The organism is Sphingomonas faeni, assembly GCF_024273235.1.
GTDB lineage: Bacteria > Pseudomonadota > Alphaproteobacteria > Sphingomonadales > Sphingomonadaceae > Sphingomonas > Sphingomonas faeni_A.
Window position 1 is genome coordinate 1 of the sequence record NZ_JANBVH010000029.1, and the last position, 19939, is coordinate 19939.

A 19939-nucleotide genomic window follows, 5' to 3' on the forward strand; every position below is an offset into this window, starting at 1 on the left:
GCCGCTTGGCATGATTTCGGAGGAGCAGTTCAACCGCACCTTCGATACCAATGTTCGAGGCACCCTGTTTACGGTGCAAAAGGCGCTGCCACTGATGCAGTCGGGCGGGTCGATCATTCTCACTGGCTCGACCACTGGATCGAAAGGCACACCGGCGTTCAGCGTCTACAGCGCGAGCAAGGCCGCGGTGCGCAACTTCGCGCGAAGCTGGGCGCTTGACCTCAAGGGCAGCGGCATCCGCGTCAACGTGCTTTCGCCCGGAGCGACCTTGACGCCCGGCCTTCAAAGTCTTGCGAGTTCGCCCGAAGAAGAAAACGCGCTCGTCGCCGGCCTGACTGCACAGACGCCGCTAGGTCGGATCGGCCAGCCCGAAGAGACGGCCGCGGTTGCCCTCTTCCTGGCCAGCGAAGACAGCAGCTTCATGACCGGTGCCGAGGTGTTCGTCGACGGAGGCATGGCGCAGGTCTGAGCCACCGAACGGCAATTTCTGATATCGCATAAACCCGGCACCTTGCCTTCAACGAGGGGCCGGGCCGCGACAGCCTGGCCCGTCTCGCTCGCCGTTCCTTCGAAACGTCGAGCCCATCAACGCACCGATCCCGGTTGTTCGAAGAATTCGTCTTTGAGGAACCTAGCTTTGAGCAACACGGCTTCCACCTTCTCCATGGCAATCCCGGAAAGCGTTAGCTCATCGTCCAGATTGCTGTCGCCGTCGCCGATAAGCAGAGATTGGACGGTAAGGTGTTTTAGCCACCTGGACATGACCGAGGCGGCAACCCTGTGCCGATCTGCAACTATCCGCCCGGTAATAGGCACGCTATGAGCATCCGCAACAAACAACTCGAGCAGCATTTCCCACGCCGGTTCGCCGAATATGTCCGGCGAAAAAACTTCCATCCGACACCTGCGAAAACGTAGGATTGCGCCCGCTAGCTGGACTGCTTCGTCATTGCCCTTCACAAATCGCTCCCGAATATCGGTAGCGATATCACCGTATTAGGCCTTATTAGGCAACCACTATCGGCTTTCGATGTGATTACCCATCATTCGGTCTAAAGCTTGACTGAGCCAGGCTGCTAGGGCGAAATCCTGTTTGGCATCGGCAAAAGCGATCATATCCTCAAGCTGGCTTGCAAAAACGCGAGGACATTGGTTTCCAGTATTTTGTTCCATATCAGTTCGGTTCCCAGGTAAGCCCGATTGTTACGCCACCGAACGAGATAGCTTAGTCATCTAAGCCGGCGCCCAAACGTATCACAAGCTGAACCAGATTGATCTAGATTATAATTCTGTCACGCCAAGAGATGGCGGTTCGACCGTCTGGTCGACACAACGCCCACGTATAACAACTTGAACATTCGGCTGTAGATGCGCTGCCGGATATCCAAGCTACCTGTTCCAGCATATGAACCGTGAACCACCCGGTAGCTCAACTCCCGATCACGCGGAGCCAACGCGAGCGGTTTGCACCAGAGGTCCGCGAGCGAGCGGTACAGATGGTGTTCGATCATCATCGGGTTATCAATCGCGATCGGCGACGGTGGTTTCGATTGCGAAAAAAATTGGCTGCGTGACGCAGACTTTCCATGAAGTAAAGAAGGCCGAGATCTATAGCGGCAAACGCGCCGGCGTCCCGACCAAGGTCGCCGACAATGTCAAAACGCCGGAACGCGACGTCCGCGAACTGCGCCAGGCTAGGGTCAGGACCCATTGATCTGAGCGGCTCGATCTGATTCAGGCTCCGTGAGGAGACCGAGGATGAGCGACCTGTACTGGCTGACCGACGAGCAGATGGCGCGGCTCGAACCGTATTTTCCCAAGAGCCACGGCAAGCCACGGGTTGATGACCGGCGAGTGTTGAGCGGCATCGTTTTCGTCAACCGCAACGGGCTGCGCTGGTGCGATGCCCCTCGGGAGTATGGCCCACACAAGACGCTCTACAACCGGTGGAAGCGATGGGGCGAAAGGGGTGTCTTCCTCCGCATAATGGAAGGACTGGCGGCCGCGAACGCCACGCCGAAGACGATCATGATCGACGCGACCTATCTGAAGGCGCACCGCACGGCGTCCAGCCTGCGGGTTAAAAAAGGGGCCTTGGACGCCTCATCGGTCGCACCAAAGGCGGTATGAATACGAAGCTGCACGCCGTCACCGATGCAGAAGGCAGACCGCCCAGCTTCTTCATGACCGCGGGCCAGGTCAGCGACTACACCGGCGCTGCCGCGCTGCTTGACGATCTACCCAAAGCGCAGTGGATGCTGGGCGACCGCGGCTATGACGCAGACTGGTACAGGGACGCCCTTCAGGCAAAGGGCATAACGCCTTGCATTCCGGGGCGAAAATGTCGGATCATCCCCGTCAAATATGACAAGCGCCGCTACCGAAGCCGGAGCCGTATCGAGATTATGTTCGGTCGTCTGAAGGACTGGCGCCGCGTCGCTACCCGCTACGATCGATGCCCGACCGTCTTCTTTTCCGCTATCGCGCTCGCCGCCACCGTCATCTTCTGGCTCTGATCAATGAGTCGTGACCCTAAGGAGCGCTTGCGTAAGGCGTCTGCGTATTTTGCCCAGGCGGAGCTTGAACTGCGTTCAAGCGATGATCGCGTTCGTTGACGATAACAGCGGTACCTATGGAATCGAGCCGATCTGCCACGTACTGTCACTGTTCTACTCACCTACCGCGAGCGCGTCGGGCAGCGACAGGATTCCGCGCGCCGGTCGGCGCGGGCGCGGCAGGATGCGGCCCTTAAGCCGGAGATCGCCCGTATGTTCGCGGACACGTTCGAGACATATGGCGTCGAGGAGCGCAATCGGCTTTTGAGCGCACTGATCCAGATGCGGCAAGATGTCTGCGTCACGCGCAGGAGCGACCCTGACCCAAGGCGAGGGCAAACCTCTCCGCATCGTCCAGGTGCAGGTAGCCGGCGTTGAAGTCCGCTACACCGGATAGCGCCTTCCAGTTTTCAATCGTGACGGACCGCTTGTCGCGGGTGATCAGACCATCGCTGTGCAGTTTGTGAAGCGTACGGTTGACGTGAACGGGCGTAAGCCCCGTCGCATCGCCAATTTGCTCCTGGGTCATCGGAAGCTCGTAGCGGTTTCCGGTTATCAACCCGGCGGAATGCAGCCGGAGGGCTATCTCGCAAAGTAGATGAGCAACGCGGCTTCGAGCATCGCGCCGCCCGATATTGGCGATCCACTCGCGGGAAATAGACCCTTCCGCCAGCGTTTCGAGCCACATGGCCCGACCTATTGCGGGATGCGCAACGGCGATTTCATGAACGGCTTCGGCCGCGACGAACGCAACATCCCCATCCGAGAGCATTTGGATGCTGTGATCGGCGATGCCAAGGAAGGCGTGTTGAAGATCAAGCAGTTCACCTGGAATATTAACGGATAATATTTGCCTTCCACCATTACCTACGATCTTACTTCGAAAGGCAAAACCAGAAATAAGAAAACAGCAGTTCTTTGTTATATCCTGTTCGCGGATTATATAACTCGACGGAGATAGGCTCTTTACGGAAAAAGGTAGATTCATAAATGCGGAGCGGTCGCATTGTGAAAACGAGGATCGCCGTTCCAGCTTCTTCAAAGCTGGCCCAAGGACATCTTTTGATAGTGCGGGCATTATGGTTACACCGTTGCGGTAACGCGCAACCCATGCAGTTCAATATTTGGCTGCCATGAAAGATCTAAACAAGGTTACGCAGGAAATCCCTGCGCTAGATCACATCGTAATGATTTTCTGCGCCTAGGAACGTTAACTAATTCCAGGCTGACGATTTGGCTGATCGCCCCCCCCCCCCGAACCACGTGTAGCGCCGCTCGCGCCGCTCGCGCGTTTCATCAGCACTGGTTGGCATTTCGCCACGACCTAATCGAGGCAGCAATGAGTAATCCCTGGGCTACAAAGATGGAGCAATTCACCGCGTTTACCGCGGGTGAGCGTACCCGTCTTGATAATTTAGTAGCGTTCAAGCAGCGAGGATTTCAGGCCCAAGAAGATATCATCGCTGATGGCGCACACTCGGACTACTGCCACGTTCTGCTGACCGGGCTCGCCTGTCGGTATAAAATTCTACCGGACGGAGAGCGCCAGATCATGGCTTTCCTGGTCCCGGGAGATCTGTGGAACGCCGAAATATTCATCTTGAAAAAGATGGATCATGCGGTTGGAGCACTGACCGCAAGTACGACAGCGATGATCCATTCCAGCGAGATGAAGACGCTTTTGCGGGAAGCCTCGCCGATCGCCGAGGCGTTGTGGCGGGGTACGATGACGGACCTTGGAGTTCTGCGCGAACGGATCGTCGATCAGGGTAGGCGCGACGCTACAGAGCGCCTTGCCCACCTGCTTTACGAAATGCTTGTTCGCTACCGGGTCAGTGGGGCCACCAAGACAAACGCTATCGACTTTCCAATCACCCAGACCGACCTCGCCGATGCTACCGGGATGACGCCGTCCCACGTCAACCGGGTACTGCAACGCTTCCGCGAAGATGGGCTGATCGAACTGCGTAGCCGGACGCTGACTGTCACGAACCCTGGACGCCTGAGATCCCTTGCGCAGTTCAGCGCGACATACCTACACTTGGACAGGACAGAGGCCAAAGACCCTACGGTTTATGCGCGGGCCGGGAAATTGATATGAGTTCCAAATGACCCACAACCGGCCGTTCGTAGCGGCTCCGACTTCGCCTATTTTCCCACGTTCGTTCATCGAAAGCACAATGCCTTTCAACAAGCGAACCCAGGCGATCGAACAGATTGCATCGTTCGCGCCCTGCACAGGCTGGTCTGAGGCAAGGCAGCAACTAGGGCTGCTCTTGCCCAACCGCTCCGCCTGACTTGGGATGTCAGTCTGAGGCATTCTTCCGATAATCCAGCGGCGGTTTGCGATCACCGAGCATCGCCTTGTAGGTGAAGTTCGGACCCCGGCGTTTCTCGAACTCCGCCTTTGCCGCGGCGATCTCGGCGGGATTGCGAAACAGCTCCGCCGCGGTCAACGCCAGCGTCTTGGTAGCGACGATCGCACCCTTCACGCCGATGCTGGAGCCCGCCGCGGCGACATTCTGCCAGCTATGCCCCGCCGATCCCGGCACGAAGGTGGCGGTCGAAAGCCCCACCGTCGGCGTCACCCAGCTGACGTCGGACACGTCGGTGGATCCCCCGATTGCCTTAGTCTCCAGCCGTGCAGGTTCGATTTGCGCGACACTGGTCAGTGCAGGTGCGCCCGCCGTCATCGATTTCTGAAGTTGCGTGGCGAACGCCGTCTCTTCCGGCGTCCAGGTAATGCCGCCCGCGGCGTGGAGCCCGCGGTCCATCGCCTTCATCAGCACCTCGTTCGAGAGCAGGCTGTAGACGCCACCGGTCTGCTCGAAATCGACCGTCGTCTCGGTCCCCATCGCGGCGCCCTGCGCAGCCTTCTTTACGCGCTCCATCACCGATTTGACGATCTCGGGATCCTGGTCGCGAACGTAGTAATAGACTTCCGCCTCGTCGGGGACGACGTTCGGCGCCTTGCCGCCATTGGTGATGACATAGTGGATGCGGGTGTGATCGGGAATGTGCTCGCGCATCATGTTGACCATGGCGTCCATCGCTTCGACCCCGTCGAGCGCCGACCGCCCCTTTTCCGGCGCGCCCGATGCGTGCGACGATCGGCCGTGGAAGCGGAACTTGCCAGAGATATTCGCAAGCGACGGTGCCTGCGACGCCGAGTTCGTGTTGCCGGGATGCCAGTGCAGCACGGTATCGACGTCGTTGAAGAGGCCTTCGCGGACCATATACACCTTGCCCGATCCGCCTTCCTCGGCCGGGGTGCCGTAGACGCGGATTTCGCCCTGCACCTTGTTCTTCAACATCCAGTCCTTGACCGCGATCGCGGCATAGGTGGAGGCGGTGCCGAACAGATTATGCCCGCAGCCATGCCCGGCATCGCCACCCAGCGGCGTCCGCACCGGCACCGCCGCCTGCGACAGACCCGGCAGTGCGTCATATTCGGCGAGGACACCGATGACCGGCCCCGTACCGTTCTTGAAGCTCGCGACGAACGCGGTCGGTTCACCCGCCACGCCTGCCGTCACAGTGAACCCGGCGGCCTTCAACCGGGTCTGGAGAAGCGCGGAACTCTGCGTCTCGAGATAACCCATCTCGGCGTATTTCCAGATCTGCAGCGCTGTATCCGAGATCGGCTTAGCGTTCGCATCGACCGCGCCGATCAGCGCGGTGCGATCGGCAACGGCCAGTTCCTGCCCCAGTGCGGGCGTGGCGAGTACGGGCGCGGAGGCGGACGTCATCAGCGCCACCCAGAACATCATGGTCTTCATCGTCGGTATCCCTGTGCGAGGCTGGATCAGAACTTCTTGGTGACGCCGAGGAAGAAATAGCGGCCGATCACGTCGTAGTTCTGTGCGTCGTAATTGCCCTCGGTGTCGCCCACCTGGGGCGGCTTCTTGTTGAACAGGTTGGTCGCGCCCATCCGGAACTCGGTGGTCTCGCCCGCCTCGAACCGCGCGTTCAGGTCGAACACGTTATAGGCATCGACGCCGCGCGTGGTGCTCACCGGGTTCACGACGCGCGCCGACGAGATCATCTTGTCGATATAACGCCAGCGTACGCCCAGGCTCGCACCGCCCAGCGAATAGGTGAACGACGTGACCGATTTCCATTCGGGATGCGCGAGGCCCGCGGTGGTTTCCACGCCAGTGCCGATGCTCCCCGCATAGTCGTAGCTCGGGGCGCCCGGCAGCGCCTGGATCTTGAACGATTCGAGGTAGGACACCGCGGTATTGAGCGCGACCGTACCCGCGTTGCCGCCCAAGCCGATGTCCGACAGGTTTACCTTCCAGTCGAACTGCACATCGACGCCGCGGACCTTGAACGTACCGAGGTTCAGGAGCGGCTGGAGCGGGTTGACCGGCACGCCGTTTGCGGTGTTGCGCGAGATCAGCGAGCAGTAATAATTGCTCGCGGCATATTGCGGATTATTGCCGCCCGAATTGAAGCAGAACTGGAACGCCTGCGCGATCGACAGCGGCCCCACCGCCTGCTTGATGTCGATGCGGTAATAGTCGACCGACAGCGACATGTGGCGGAACACCGGCGACGAGAAGGGCGACTGGATGACGCCACCCGCCGAATAGGTGTCGGCGATCTCCTCCTGAAGATCGGGGTTGCCGCCGGTCAGCGCGAACACCTGCGCGGTACCGAGCTGATAGCTGTCGATGATCGCGGTCGGCACGCCCTGTTGCAGGCACAGCGCGCGGACCTGCGCGCCGTTCGCGCCGACGCGGTAGGACGAGCGCACGTCGCACGGATCGCCGTTCGCGGTGGTCGCGGCCGGACTGCCAATCGCGACGCTGCCGGTCGAGATCGGCGCGTAGAGCTCGCCCACACTCGGCGCGCGGATCGCGCGGTTGTAGCCGCCGCGCAGTCGCAGCGCGTCGAACACCTGCCAGTTCGCATCGGCCTTGTACGCGTGCACCCCGCCGACCGAGTTATAGTTGGAATAGCGATAGCCGAGATCGAGATCGAACTGCTGGATCAGCGGAATGTCGTGCAGCAACGGCACCAGCAATTCGCCGTAGACCTCGCCCGCCTTCACCGTGCCGCCGGCCGCGCGAAGCACGCTGTAACCGAGGATGTCGCTGGTCCCGTCAGGCAGCGACAGCTGCGAATCCGGCTGGAACGCGTAGGAATTGGACCGGTAATCGGCGCCCAGCGCGAACCGCAGATCGCCCGCCGGCAGCTTGGCGAGGCCGCCCTGGATGTTCCCCTCGACCGTCTTCTGGCGCAGCTCGTTCGTATTGAGCGTGCGACGCGAGATATAGGCGATGCACTCCTGCGAGGGCGTCACGTTGCCGAACGGGTTGAAGCCGCCCGCGCACAATTCGGTGCCGCCGGTCGGGCTGTTGAGCAGCCGTGAGATAGCGCCCGCGCTGGCGCCGCCGCTTTGTGCGTTCTGGAACTTGGCCTTGCTGGTGTTGGCGTAGATGTCCCACGTCCAGTCGCGGATGCCGATCTTGCCCGACAGGCCCGCAGTCAGCTGGTACACGTCATAATCATAGGACTGCACGCGCGGTCCGAGAATGCTGAGCGCCTTGTAGAAGGTGACGGGCGCATTGGGGCTCGGCCGCGACGCCAGGATCGAGCGGAAGGCTGGCGTGATGAACGGGTTCGTCGTCGGCACGGTCAGGCCATAGACGTTCGACGCGAGCGTCGGGTTGGTGATGCCGACCGAGCTGTAGGTCGTGTAGCTGAACTGGCCGAACGCCTTGATATTGTCGGTGACGTCGTAGTCGACCTTGCCGAACACCGAATAGCGATCGAGATCGGCCTGCAGCGAGCCACCGTTATAGCCGAAATTGACCTGCTGGCTGTTGGTACCGCTGTTGACGATATAGGCTTCGTCGGTCTGCGGGTCGCGATAGTTGAGGACGGGAACGCCCGCGCTGCTGAACAGCGTCTGGTCGGTGTTGAAGCCGATCTGGCCGGTGTAGCGCCCGGCCGCGTTGCCGGTCAGCGCCGGCGTTCCGTACTGGCCGACGAACACCGCATTGACGGCGGCGAGCGTCGGCAGGTTGGAGCCGAACAACGCGTTGCCCTGCGGGATGGTGCTGAGCCCGGGGGTGGTGGTGCGGAAGGTGTAGTAATCGCGCTCGGCCTGCTGCGCGGTGTCGCGGCGGGTATAGTCGAACGACAGAACGCCGTGCCCACGCTCGTCCGCAAAGGAGGAGCCGGCGGTCGCGGTGATGCGGTAGGTGTTGCCGTCGCCATAATCGCTGACGCCAGTCTGGCCGTTAAGCTCGATCCCCTTGAAGTCGCGGCGCAGGCGGAAATTGACCACACCCGCGGTCGCATCCGAGCCATAGGTGGTCGATGCGCCGCCGGTAATGACCTCGATATTTTCGATCAGCGCCTCGGGAATGGTGTTCAGATCGACCGAGCCGTCGGGGTTGGACGGCTGCATCCGGCGGCCGTCCATGAGGATTAGCGTGCGCTTCGATCCCAGCCCGCGAAGACTGGCGTTCGCCTGGCCGCCGTTCAGCCCGGTGCTGGTGCTGCCGGTGTTGCCCTGCCCGAACGCGCCGCTGAACTGTGGCATCTGCGACAGCGCACTCTCGACCGTGACGCGACCGGTATTCTCGAGCGTGTCGCTCGACAGCGATACGATCGGGCTGTTCGCGACGTAATCGGACCGGGCGATGCGCGATCCGGTGACGGTGATCTCTTCGGTCGGCGCGTCCGCGGCCTGTTCGGCCTGCTCGCTGGGCGGCGGCGCGGTCGGCACGCTGCTCTGCGCGTGCGCGGCGCCCGCGACGAGTGCGATAGAAGCGCAGCTCCCGACGAGAAACGCGCGCGTGATACCCCCTGCAACCATGTCGAATGTCCCCTTGAACCAACCGCATCGTTGGCGGCCTCAAGGATCAAGACGCAGGTAAAAGACGGCCCCTCACGCACGACACGTAAAAAAGTTGCATAAAAAGGGGAGCAACCGTTTCCGATCGCTCCCCGAACCTCACCTTGATGTACTATTATATCATTCCGTCATCGCGTCGCCGTCACCGACGGCCCGTACAACAGCCCGTTGAACAGCAGCTTGAACGTCGCATAGGGCTGCGCGCGCTGCGTGACCTCGGGGCCCATCGCGAACAGCTTGCCCTTGCCCAGATCGGCGTCGACGACCGCGACCGTGCCGTCCAGTTTCTCCTGGCCGACCGCCCAGCCGCTGCGCAGCGGCGCCGTCCCCTCGAACCATGCGACCTTCTTCGCCGCGGCGCCGGACAGCGTGAACGGCTGGCTTTCGTCGAAGAAGATATCGACCGTCGGGGTCATGCCGTACGCCAGCGGCTGGCGCGTATCGATCTTCGCCGACAGCAATGCGCCGGGAATGTAGAACTGCTTCTTGTCGAGCGCCGACAGCGTCCCGTCGGCCTTCTTCGTCACCAGCGCGGGCTGGATCTGCGGATCGAGCAGGGTCGCCAGCCGGTTCGCGCTGCCAACCGTCAACACCGTCCCCCCCGCCTTCGCAAACGCGGCCACGGCGGGCAGTGTCTTCTCGGGCGTCACCTCGCCCAGCCAACCGCGATAGTCGGCCGGAATGTCCTTGGCGTCGGGCATCCCGAACCGATAGCCGCCCGGATACGGCCCGCCCGCCGTCGTCGGCACTGTGCCGTCGGCGAACAGCAGCACGTCGTACTTCGCGTTCAGGTTCCCGGCGTCGAGTTCCGGCGGATAGACCACGCTGAACGGGAACTCGTATTGCTCCAGCAGCCATCGCGTCCAGCCGGCCGGAATGACGCCACCATAGCGATCGACCAGCCCGATACGGACCGGCTTCAACGCCAGCTTGGCACCAGCGGGCGCGCTGCCAACGGCATAGGCATCGATCCCGAGCTGTTTCGTCGACGATGCCAGGATAGCACTCGCGGCCGGCGACGCCGGGATCCAGATCGCGCCGGGCGCCAGATCCTTGCCGCCCGCCTTGGTGGCGGTCTCGATCCAGGACACCGGCACGCCCGCTTTCAACAGTCGGTTGGTCAGCATGAAGCTGTTGTTCGCCTCGTGCCCGACGATCCAGCCCGCCTCGCCCGATCCGATCACGCGGCCGGGGGCGACCGACAGCAGGTCCGGCACGCGTTCGAAATTGCCCGAGAAACCGTCGAGCACGCGGTCGAAACTGACCCCCATCTGGTACGCCAGCGTATAGCCGGTGATGTCGTACGGCGCCTTGGGCGGGCCGCCGGGGAATTCGGGATCGTGCGGATGATCCTGCGGTTCGAACATGTCGATCACGTGCGGGCGATAGGCCTGCGCGGTCTTCACGACGTACGACCCCGCCGGATAGCGCTTGCCGCCGGCGGTGAACGGCGCGGTCGCGCGGTCGATATCGACGCCGTTCTTGATCAGCGCGTTGAGGAACGCGATCGTGGTGGGCATGTCGCGTTGGTCGGGCGACAGCACATAGCCGCGCGGGTCGCGCTTGGCCGGGTCCTGCAGGACCTTGGCATAGAGCGACGACGCGACCATCCCCTCCTTCGCGCGGCTGTTATAGCCGACATAGCCCTCGTCGGCCTTGGCGCCCTTGCCCGCCTCCTTCAACGCATCGACGCGTTTCGGCGTGGTGGTCCAGCTGTCGGTGCTGCCGCGCATGATCGCCTGATGGCCCATTCGCCAGATGTTCATCAGCAGTCGCTCGCGGTTGCGCGACGCGTAATCCATCACCGCGCGGTCGAGCGACCATTGATATTCCAGGCTGTCCTTCAGATGCCAGTCGCCCGGCGCGATCGGCAACGGCTCGTCGCTGCGCGCGAGCTGGGTATCGGCGATCAGCGGGATTTTTTCCGGCGTCGGCCCGCCGATGATCTCGGTCAGCAGCCCGATCGAATTGTGGAAATACGCGACCGAGCGCTCCATGCCGTTGTGCCAAGTCGAATAGGGGGCGGCGCTGCGCATCCCCGATCCGCCCTTTTCCTCCGACACCAGCCGGCTGTGCATCGCCGAGCCGACCTCCTGCAACTCGGTCATCACGATCGGGTTGTAGTTGTAATTGAACGGATCGCGGAACGGCGGCACGAACACCACCATGCCGGCGGGGCCGGTCTGGTGCTGGTTGAACACGATCTGCGGAAACCACTCGCGGAACAGCATCCTGTTGACGGCTTCGGTCTCCGGCATCTGCACCATGAAGCTGTCGCGGTTGTTATCGTGGCCGATATACTTCTGGTAGAGACGCGGGATCGTCCGGAACTCGCGGGTATTCTTGTCGGCGTTGCGCATGTACCAGTCGGCAACCAGCTGAAGCCCATCCGGATTGTCCTGCGCGAACAGCACGATGTCGTCGTTCAACACGCGCATCGTCTCTGCATCTGTGCCGGTCAGCATGCGGTAGAGCACGTGGATCTGGCTTTGCGTCGTCACCGTCTCGGTCGCGTGCATGCCGGAGTCGATCCAGACGATCGCCTTGCCTTCGTTCGCGAGCGCCTGCGCCTCGGCCTCGGTCTTCACCTCCGCCTTGGCGAGTTTCCGCGCGATGCCCTGGTAATGGTCGAGCTTCGCCAGGTTGGCGGGCGAGCTGACGATCGCGACCCACATCGTGCGCCCCTCCGCCGACTTGCCGATATCGACCAGCTTCATCCGGTCGGACTGGCTGGCGAGCTTTTTCAGATAGGCTTCATAGGCGTCGTAATTGGCGAGGAAATAGTCGCTGCCGGGTTCCTGTGCGAAGGCTTCGGCGGGGGACGTTATCGTGCCGACCTTGGGGCTGATCGGCTCGGCGGATGCCGCACCCGCGAGCGCCAACAGCCCCGCGCCCAGAAGCAACATGGTCTTCGACATGCGATATCCCCCTTTTGCCGCCGGACGTTGCCGGCCCCGTATTCCTCTAGACGTACGCGTGTGCCGATCCCTCAGCACGCCGCGACAATAATTCAGCCGGGCAAGAGATCGAACGCTACCGTCAGCCGCGAGGCATCGCCGGTAAACGGCTCGGTGCCGTGCCACGAATAGGATGGGAACAGCACGAGCTGCCCCGGCACCGGCCGGACATGCCGAGTCGGCGGCAGCGCGGGCGCGGTCGGAATGCCGGGCCGCCCGAACGCCAGCCAGCCCTGCGGCTCCTCCGCCACAGACGCCGGCAGATCGACATAGAAGGCGGACGACAGCCATCCGCGCGGATGGACGTGATCGGTGTGATAGCCGCCGGGCCGCAGCAACACGGACCACGCCCCCGCGAGACGATATCCACCCGTATTGCGCCGCCGTACCGGATCGCCCCCCGCCCCCAGCTGCGCCAGATGCGCCCGGATCGGCAGGTCGAGCGCCGCGAACAACGCGCGCAGCACCGGATGATGGACCTTGCTCAGATCCTCCTGCGTCTGGCTGCCGTGGCGAAGCGACTGGTCGAGCGGATGCGTGCGCCACGCATGCCGCGCGCGCAGGGTCGCCGCGAGATCGTCCAGGAACGCGGGCAGCGTGGACCATCCCGGCGGCACGTCGATCGTGCGCGCGGAGACCAGCCTGGGATCGTCGCAGAGCGCAGCATGGCGCGGATCGCCGAGCAGCCGCCACGCGGTCGCGAGCAACGCGATCACGCCTTGATCGTCGGGTGCGACGGCGGCGATCCGTTCCGCCAACGCCGCCCCTTCTGCGACACGCCCGACGTGCAGCAACGCCTCGACCGTGGCCTTCGCCGCGTCGGTAGACGACGGCACAAGCCGCAAGGCTGCCGTGGCCTGGGCGAGTTGGCCGTCGGCGTCGCCCAAAGCGGCCCGCGCATTCGCCGCGAGCAGATGCAGTCCGGCATCCGGTGCGCGGGCGATCGCGCGGGCGAGCGCAGCCGCCGCACGCGCCGGTTCGCCCGCACTCATCAGCACCACCGCCTCGACCGATGCGAGCGCAGGCACCCGCGTCGCATCGACCGACGCCAGCGCCGCGCCGACATCGGCGGTCCGCATCCACCGCAACTGCGCGAGATCGCGATGCGCGGTCAAATAGTCCGGGCGCACGCCGATCGCCGACAGGAAAGCAGCCTCCGCCGCATCGAAATCGCCCGTCCCCTGCAATGCGCGCGCACGCACCAGCCAGGTCTCGGGCGCTGTCGATCCCTTGGCGAGGGCACGGGCGGACGCCGCCGCCGCGCCGGCGAAATCACCGAGATCGCCCAGCGTGGAGGCAAGATTATGCTCCGCCACCGCGCTTTGGGGGCGCTCCTCGGCGGCACGCGCATACAGGGCCGCCGCGCTGCGCAGATCGCCCGCGGCCTTCGCCTGCCGCGCCTGCTCCATCGCCGCGGATGCTGTCACTTTGGTGGCATCACTTTGGCGGCATCACTTGGGCTCGGTGACCATCAGCACCGCGAGCGCCAGTGTGCGGATGCCCGTGCGGATCGCCTTGTCGTGGTCGGGTGCGAAGAACGGCGAATGGTTGCTCGGCACCGCTTCGCCCTTCGCCTTGTATGCGGCCAGCGTCGCCGCATCATAGCCGCCGATCGTGAAATAGACCGACGGCACGCCTGCATCGACGAACGCCGACCAGTCCTCGCTCGCCGACCAGCCGGGGGCGGTCGCGGGCAGATACGTCACCCGGTCGCCGCCCGCCGCCTTCAGTGCCGCCGCGGCGCGCTCGGCCAGCACATGGTCGTTCATCACCGCCGCGGTGCCGTGCAGCCATTTCACCTCCGGGGGCGGCGCCATCGACATCGCCGCCGACGCGTCCGCAGTGCGCTTCACACCGTCTAGCAGCAGCTGGCGCACGTCCTTGTCGAACGACCGCAGGCTGAGCTTGAGCACGGCCGTGTCGGGAATGATGTTGCCGACGGTGCCCGCCTGGAACGCGCCGACGGTGACCACGCCGAATGCGTTCGCGTCCTTCTGCCGGCTGATGACCGCCTGCACGTCGGTGACGAAATGCGCGCCCATCACGATCGGATCGATCGTCGCGCTGGGCATCGACCCATGCCCGCCACGGCCCTTGAAGGTCACTTGCAGGCTGTCGGAATTGGAACTGGTGACGCCGTCCTTGACCAGCACCGTCCCCGCTTCGCCCGATCCGACATGAGCGGCAAAGCCATAATCAGGCTTGGCGAACTTGGTGAAAAGCCCGGCGTCGAGCATCGCCTTGGCGCCTTTGAGCTGCTCCTCGGCGGGTTGGGCGATGAACATCAGCGTGCCCTTCCACTGCGCCTTCATCGCCAGCAGCGCCTGCGCGGTGCCGACCCACGCCGCCATGTGCACGTCGTGGCCGCAGCTTTGCGCGACGAAGGTCGTCTTACCCTCGAACTCGGTCTGCGCGCGGCTGGCATAGGGAAGCCCGGTCTTCTCCTCCATCGGCAGCCCGTCGAGTTCGGTGCGCACCATGACCGTCGGCCCCGCACCGTTCCTGTAAATCGCGACGAGCCCGGTACCGCCGACCTTCTCGGTCACGGTGAAGCCCAGCGCCTTCACCTTGCCCGCCAGCAGCGCGGCGGTACGCACCTCCTGCATGCCGATTTCGGGATGCGTGTGGATATCGCGGTACAGCATGTCGAGCCCGGCGTAATTCTTCTCGATCTGTGCATCGATCGCGGTCCGGTCGCCCGCCGGATCGGCCGACGCCACGCCGATCCCCGCCATCATCGCACATCCGGTCAACAGCAGCCGCATCGTCTTCATCGGAAATACCCATCTTTCGAGACCGAGGATGCCCCGCCCTGCCATGCAAGACGCGATTGTGCGCGATCCCCTCAGCATCGAAAAGGCACACCCCTCAGAAATCACGATCGAGCGACAGCATGACGGTGCGCGGTGCACTGCTGTAAAGCTGCCGCGTGCCGAACGCGCTCGACGTCAGCCGGTTCGCGCCGACCGCGTTCAACACGTTGCGCAACGCTACCCCTGCGCGCCACTGCGCCAGCCGGATATCGGCCGTGGCGTCGATCACGAACCGCGCGGGCGTCACCGCGTAATAGGTGCTGCGATCGTTGAACGCGGTGCGCACCCGCGTCGCGCCGACCGCGTCGACGGCGAACGTCGCGACCTTGCCCCCCGCGATCGCCGTGCTGGTCTGCACGCCAAGCGCATAGGTCAGGCGCGGCACGTTGGGAAGCGGATCGCCGCGCCGCCCGGCACCATCGGTCGTGCTGACCGCCTGATCCTCGCCGAGCCGCGCATCGGTATAGTTGGCGGACCCCGTCAGCCGCATCGCGCCCAGCGCGAGACTCGCCTTGGCCTCCGCACCGTCGATCCGCACCGTGCCGATATTCGTATTGTACCCGAACGCGCCGTTCGCGCTCCATGCGGCGTAGATCGGATCCGACCAGTCGATATGGTAGAGCGCCCCCTCTAGCGTGAGCCGCCCGCCCGCGATCCTGGTCCTGGCGCCCAGTTCGTAGCTCCAGACATGGTCGGCGTCGTAACTGCGCTCCTGATCGGTCAAGTCGGGGGTGATGTTGACCCCGCCGGGCCGGAACCCTTCCGATGCGATCGCATAGACGAGCGTCTCGCCCGGCAGGCGATAGGCAAGTTCGGCCTTCAGGTTGGTGCCGTCGTCGGCGCGCGCATACCGATCGGTGCCGATCGCGCCGGTGCCGGTGATGATGTTGGGGATCGGCACCGATCCATAGGCGGTGCGCGTGTAATGGAAATAGCGCAGGCCCAGCGTCGCCGTCAGCCGCGACGTCACGCCCCAGTTCGTCTCCGCGAACAGCGCCTGCTGGTCCAGCGCGCTGTGCAGCAGCCGCAAGCCGGTGATGTCGAGCGGCGTGACGCGCAGTCCGGTGGTGGCATCGGCGCGCACCGTGTAACTTTCAGCCGAATCGCGCCGCCGCTCGACGAATCCGCCGAGTGTCCAGCCGAGTGCCCCTGTCCTGTCCGACGACACGCGCACCTCGGCGGTCGAGCTCTGGACGTGGAAGGGCTGGTACAGCACGCCCGGCAGCCGCGTCTGCAGATAGGCCTGGAACGCGCTGCGCTGCGCCGGCGTGCACCCGGTACCGCTCGCCAATACCGCATAGCGCTGGCAGCCCGCCTCGCTCCTCGCCTGTTGCGCCAGCACCTGCGTGAAGTCGCCTTCCTTCACGATCGTCCAGCGATAATGCGACCCGGTCGCCACGATCGCGATGGCGCCCGTCGTCCAGTGCGCGGTGACGCTTGCCAGGTCGAGCCGCTCGCGATTGGGCGTACGCACCGGCTGGTCGTTGCGATAGCGCCCGAGGTCCGGGTACCAGAATCCCGCATCATCGATCCGCGTGCTCTGGTGCAGCAGCAGCGTATCGACGCGCAACGCCTGCGATGGCGTCCACGCGAGCCCTAGCCGCGCGCCCTGACGCAGGATGCCGCCGGTGTCCTTCAGTCCCAGCCGATCATTGTCGACATAGCCGCCGCTCGTGCGCCGATGCACCACGATCCGCGCGGCCAGCGTGTCGCGCACGATCGGCGCGTTGACGACGGCTGCGACATTGCCGCCCATCACGCCGCCCTGCACCGCCGACACCCCGGCATCGACATGCCCGGTCCAGCGCGTCGCGTCGGGCCGATTGAACAGGACCCGCAGCGTGCCGCCCATCGAACTTGCGCCATACAGCGTCCCCTGGGGCCCACGCAGCAGCTCGATCCGGTCGACATCGACCAAGTCGACATCGGGCGTGCTCGCGGCGGGATCGAACGTCGTCCCCGACGGTCCGCTTATCGGGGTCTCGCCGTAATAGACGCCCACTGTTGACTCCCCGGTGCCCGTGACGCCGCGGATAGCGATCCGCTGTTGCAACGGTGCGGTCGCGATCGGCACTAGCCCCGGCAGTAGCGCGGCGGCACTGCGCAGGTCGTACGCACCCCGCGCCAGCACCTGCGCGCCCGTCACCGCGTCCATGCTGATCTCGGTATCGCCGAGCGCGGTCGGGCGTTTCAGCGCGGTGACGACGATGTCGGCCGAGGGCGGCGCAACCTCTGCCGTGGCGTTGGACGATTTCGCGGTTGACGACCGCGTGTCGTGCGATCGCGCAGGGGGTGCGGCGACGATGATGATGACCCCGGCACGGACATGCTTCGCGACCAGCCCGGTATTGGCGAGCAACGTCCTGAGCGCACGCTCCGGCTCGATAGGCCCGTGTAGCGCCGCCGTCGTGCGGCGACCGGTCATCTTGGGATCGAACAGGATCTGCTGACCCGTCTGCGTCGCCAGTTGGCGCAGCGCTATGTCGAGACGCCCAGCGGGGATCGCCAGCAGTATCCGGTCGTGGGGCGCCGACGTCGCGTAACCACAGCCGGCACCACAGACGACGCCGCAGACAACAACCGCGATCCTTGATGCTGTAACGCCGCGTGCATGCATCAGAACGTGTCGATCGACCCCCGGTAAGACGTGGTCCCTCCCCCCGTTCTGATGACGGTTTCGCTACAGTGTCTGCTTGACGCCGGACTGGCAACATGATCGATTGTGACAGATATATAAAAAGGGGATGCCGCGGGCTTCGGGCGGATTTGAGACGGGGCGCGATCATGCAGAGTTCCTATGCGCGCATACCCGCCGGCGACGGCGGTACCGTCGACCTGAGCCGCCATCTGGGCGCAGTCCGCCGGTTCCTGATGAAGCGCGCACCGATCGGCGAAGTCGACGATCTGGTCCAGGAGGTGGCGCTGCGCATGCAGACCCGTCGTGCGACCGAAGCCATCGACAATGTTGAAGGGTATCTGTTCCAGGTCGCACAGAGCGTACTGGCCGATCGCGGCCGCCGCGATACCGTCCGCCATCGGTCGGCGCACGACAGCCTGGAAGAATTTCATCATCCCGTTGAGGACCGCTCGCCCGAGCGCGTCCTACAGGGCAAGGAACATCTCGCGCAGCTGATCGCCGCGATGAACGACCTGCCCGACCGCACGCGTCAGGCATTCGTCCTTCATCGCTTCGAGGAAATGAGCTATGCGGCGATCGCCCGACACTTGGGAATATCGGTGAGCGCGGTCGAAAAGCATATCATGAAAGCGATCAAGCTCCTCTCAGGTTCGCTGCGCTGATGGCCCCCGTATCGGCGAATCCGGACGCCGCGGCGGCCGCTGCGGCATGGTATGCGCGGCTGCATGCCGACGATGCGACGCCGGCCGACCGGGCGGCATTCGGCCGCTGGCTCGCCGCCGAGGATGCGCATGATCAGGCTTGGCACGATCTGGTATCCGCGACGCGCATCCTGGACGAGGCACGCGACGATCCCGCCCTCCTCGCGATGATCGCCGCGACCTACAGCGAAGCGCGCGCCAGCCCACCGCGGCGCTGGTGGCCGATGGCGGGCGCCGCAGCCGTGCTGCTCTCTATCGGTGGCGCCGCCGCTCTTGTCGTCGACAGGCATGCGTCGACGCCCGCGACCGAGATCGCGGATACGCGCTATGCGACGCTGATCGGACGATCGCGCGACATCGCGCTGCCCGACGGAACGCTGATGACGCTCGATGCCGAGTCCTCGGTCCGGGTTGCGGCCCCCGGTGCGACGCGCCGCGTGGCGATCGATCGCGGCCAGGCCTTTTTCAAGGTCGCGCACGATGCAGGTCATCCGTTCATCGTGGCCGCAGGCGGCAACAACGTGACCGCTCTGGGCACGCAGTTCGCGGTACGCACCGCGACTGACCGCGTTGTCGTCAGTCTGATCGAGGGCTCGGTTCGCGTCGACACTCCCGCAATCGGTCGCGCGATGACGCTTGTGCCGGGCAATACGCTGACGGTCGGCCGATCGGGACTGCAACTCACCCGCGCCGGCGCCGATACCGCCACCGGATGGCGCAAAGGCGAATTGACGTTTGACGCAACGCCGTTGAATCAGGTCGTAGCCGAACTCAACCGGTATTCCGTGCAACGCATCGAACTCGCCGACGCACGCCTCGCGAGCCGCGTGTTCAGTGGCGTCCTGAAGACAGACGGTGGCGGGCCCGCGCTTGCCGACGCGCTATCGGCCTATGGGGTTGCGCGCGTGACACATGTCGATCGAACGCGATTGGTGCTTGCTTCCCAACCGTGAAAGACAAGTTGGGCGAGCAAGATTGCTAGGGCGTCGCAGCTTCCCGTCGAAGGTCGTTCGACCTCACTAAGCGGGGATCGCACGCACGTGTCATTTAAGATTGCGGCATTAGACCTATAAGTCGCCGTTCAAGTCCCTCCCCGGTTTTCCCAACTTCAGACGCTCATTAATCTTAGCCGGACGGTCGCTCGACCGGCCACCAAAGGTATTCTCGGAGGGCAATAAGTGGGACGAAACCGTCGTTCCGAAGGGAGGCACCTAACGGCGACTTGTGTCAGAAGCCGCCATTCCGCGTTTGCCCAATCGGCTCGGTAGAACGGCAAAAGGTGGTCGAAGGCTCACCTTCATTAACGAGCCAAGAGTCATGCGTTGCCGCGCTGTGGGAGCATGCGATCGCGTAGAGCGCCCGCTATTTGCGTCGCGACCATGACGGAAACGGCGACGTCAGGTC

Annotated in this window: 14 protein-coding genes and 1 other annotated feature; of the genes, 6 read left to right on the top strand and 8 right to left on the bottom strand. The window is 63.9% G+C overall.

Features of this window, described 5'->3' with window-relative positions; genetic code table 11:
• On the top strand, positions 1-469 hold a 469-nt coding region (locus NLI89_RS15195), incomplete at its 5' end, for an SDR family NAD(P)-dependent oxidoreductase (protein ID WP_254687791.1).
• Positions 470-585: 116 nt separating this feature from the next.
• On the opposite strand, the gene NLI89_RS15200 is transcribed toward NLI89_RS15195, so the two are convergent.
• Positions 586-897, bottom strand: a complete 312-nt coding sequence (locus tag NLI89_RS15200) for a hypothetical protein (protein ID WP_254687792.1) — start codon at positions 895-897, stop codon at positions 586-588.
• Between the two features lie 673 nt (positions 898-1570).
• Between NLI89_RS15200 and NLI89_RS15205 the strand changes: the two genes are divergently transcribed.
• Complete coding sequence (locus NLI89_RS15205; protein ID WP_254687793.1) at positions 1571-1714, top strand: hypothetical protein; 144 nt, start codon at positions 1571-1573, stop codon at positions 1712-1714.
• 44 nt (positions 1715-1758) lie between these two features.
• Positions 1759-2516 (top strand): IS5 family transposase gene (locus NLI89_RS15210; RefSeq protein WP_254687794.1). Its coding sequence is split into 2 segments (ribosomal slippage): positions 1759-2095 and positions 2095-2516, totalling 759 coding nucleotides; the frame shifts between segments, so codons are not numbered across the junction.
• Between the two features lie 41 nt (positions 2517-2557).
• Positions 2558-2672 (top strand) — a sequence feature (AL1L pseudoknot).
• A 184-nt stretch (positions 2673-2856) separates the two neighbouring features.
• Here NLI89_RS15210 and NLI89_RS15215 read toward each other — a convergent pair.
• Positions 2857-3597 (bottom strand): Crp/Fnr family transcriptional regulator, encoded by a 741-nt coding sequence (locus NLI89_RS15215; RefSeq protein WP_254687795.1) that lies wholly within the window; start codon positions 3595-3597, stop codon positions 2857-2859.
• A 321-nt stretch (positions 3598-3918) separates the two neighbouring features.
• Here NLI89_RS15215 and NLI89_RS15220 point away from each other — a divergent pair, with 321 nt between their 5' ends.
• Positions 3919-4656: a Crp/Fnr family transcriptional regulator gene (locus tag NLI89_RS15220; RefSeq protein ID WP_254687796.1), complete on the top strand. Its 738-nt coding sequence runs from the start codon at positions 3919-3921 to the stop codon at positions 4654-4656.
• A 205-nt stretch (positions 4657-4861) separates the two neighbouring features.
• Here NLI89_RS15220 and NLI89_RS15225 read toward each other — a convergent pair whose 3' ends face one another.
• The 6 genes from NLI89_RS15225 to NLI89_RS15250 all read right to left on the bottom strand — a co-directional run bounded on the left by NLI89_RS15225 (position 4862) and on the right by NLI89_RS15250 (position 17813).
• On the bottom strand, positions 4862-6334 hold the full coding sequence (locus tag NLI89_RS15225; RefSeq protein WP_254687797.1) for an amidohydrolase: 1473 nt from the start codon (positions 6332-6334) through the stop codon (positions 4862-4864).
• 26 nt (positions 6335-6360) lie between these two features.
• Complete coding sequence (locus NLI89_RS15230) at positions 6361-9387, bottom strand: TonB-dependent receptor domain-containing protein (RefSeq protein WP_254687798.1); 3027 nt, start codon at positions 9385-9387, stop codon at positions 6361-6363.
• A gap of 167 nt (positions 9388-9554) precedes the next feature.
• Positions 9555-12344 carry a M14 family metallopeptidase gene (locus tag NLI89_RS15235; RefSeq protein ID WP_254687799.1) on the bottom strand — a complete coding sequence of 930 codons (2790 nt, stop codon included), beginning with the start codon at positions 12342-12344 and terminating at the stop codon, positions 9555-9557.
• A 92-nt stretch (positions 12345-12436) separates the two neighbouring features.
• Positions 12437-13810, bottom strand: a complete 1374-nt coding sequence (locus tag NLI89_RS15240; protein ID WP_254687800.1) for a putative 2OG-Fe(II) oxygenase — start codon at positions 13808-13810, stop codon at positions 12437-12439.
• Between the two features lie 24 nt (positions 13811-13834).
• The gene (locus NLI89_RS15245) at positions 13835-15157 is read right to left on the bottom strand and encodes an amidohydrolase (RefSeq protein ID WP_254687801.1); all 1323 of its coding nucleotides are present in this window, start codon (positions 15155-15157) and stop codon (positions 13835-13837) included.
• Between the two features lie 94 nt (positions 15158-15251).
• Positions 15252-17813: a TonB-dependent receptor domain-containing protein gene (locus NLI89_RS15250; protein ID WP_254687802.1), complete on the bottom strand. Its 2562-nt coding sequence runs from the start codon at positions 17811-17813 to the stop codon at positions 15252-15254.
• Between the two features lie 167 nt (positions 17814-17980).
• Here NLI89_RS15250 and NLI89_RS15255 point away from each other — a divergent pair, with 167 nt between their 5' ends.
• Together NLI89_RS15255 and NLI89_RS15260 are read left to right on the top strand one after the other, a co-directional pair.
• Positions 17981-18496 (top strand): RNA polymerase sigma factor, encoded by a 516-nt coding sequence (locus tag NLI89_RS15255; protein WP_254687803.1) that lies wholly within the window; start codon positions 17981-17983, stop codon positions 18494-18496.
• A complete protein-coding gene (locus tag NLI89_RS15260) occupies positions 18496-19488 on the top strand; it encodes a FecR family protein (protein WP_254687804.1) in 993 nt (330 codons plus the stop codon). Before NLI89_RS15255 ends, NLI89_RS15260 begins: the two co-directional genes overlap by 1 nt.
• Positions 19489-19939: the final 451 nt, after the last annotated feature.

Excerpts from the sequence above, each read along its gene's own strand:
- NLI89_RS15200 (WP_254687792.1), bottom strand. The coding sequence starts at position 897 with ATGGAAGTTTTTTCGCCGGACATATTCGGCGAACCGGCGTGGGAAATG.
- NLI89_RS15220 (WP_254687796.1), top strand. The coding sequence starts at position 3,919 with ATGGAGCAATTCACCGCGTTTACCGCGGGTGAGCGTACCCGTCTTGAT.
- NLI89_RS15225 (WP_254687797.1), bottom strand. The coding sequence starts at position 6,334 with ATGAAGACCATGATGTTCTGGGTGGCGCTGATGACGTCCGCCTCCGCG.
- NLI89_RS15230 (WP_254687798.1), bottom strand. The coding sequence starts at position 9,387 with ATGGTTGCAGGGGGTATCACGCGCGCGTTTCTCGTCGGGAGCTGCGCT.
- NLI89_RS15235 (WP_254687799.1), bottom strand. The coding sequence starts at position 12,344 with ATGTCGAAGACCATGTTGCTTCTGGGCGCGGGGCTGTTGGCGCTCGCG.
- NLI89_RS15245 (WP_254687801.1), bottom strand. The coding sequence starts at position 15,157 with ATGAAGACGATGCGGCTGCTGTTGACCGGATGTGCGATGATGGCGGGG.
- NLI89_RS15250 (WP_254687802.1), bottom strand. The coding sequence starts at position 17,813 with ATGCATGCACGCGGCGTTACAGCATCAAGGATCGCGGTTGTTGTCTGC.
- NLI89_RS15255 (WP_254687803.1), top strand. The coding sequence starts at position 17,981 with ATGCAGAGTTCCTATGCGCGCATACCCGCCGGCGACGGCGGTACCGTC.
- NLI89_RS15260 (WP_254687804.1), top strand. The coding sequence starts at position 18,496 with ATGGCCCCCGTATCGGCGAATCCGGACGCCGCGGCGGCCGCTGCGGCA.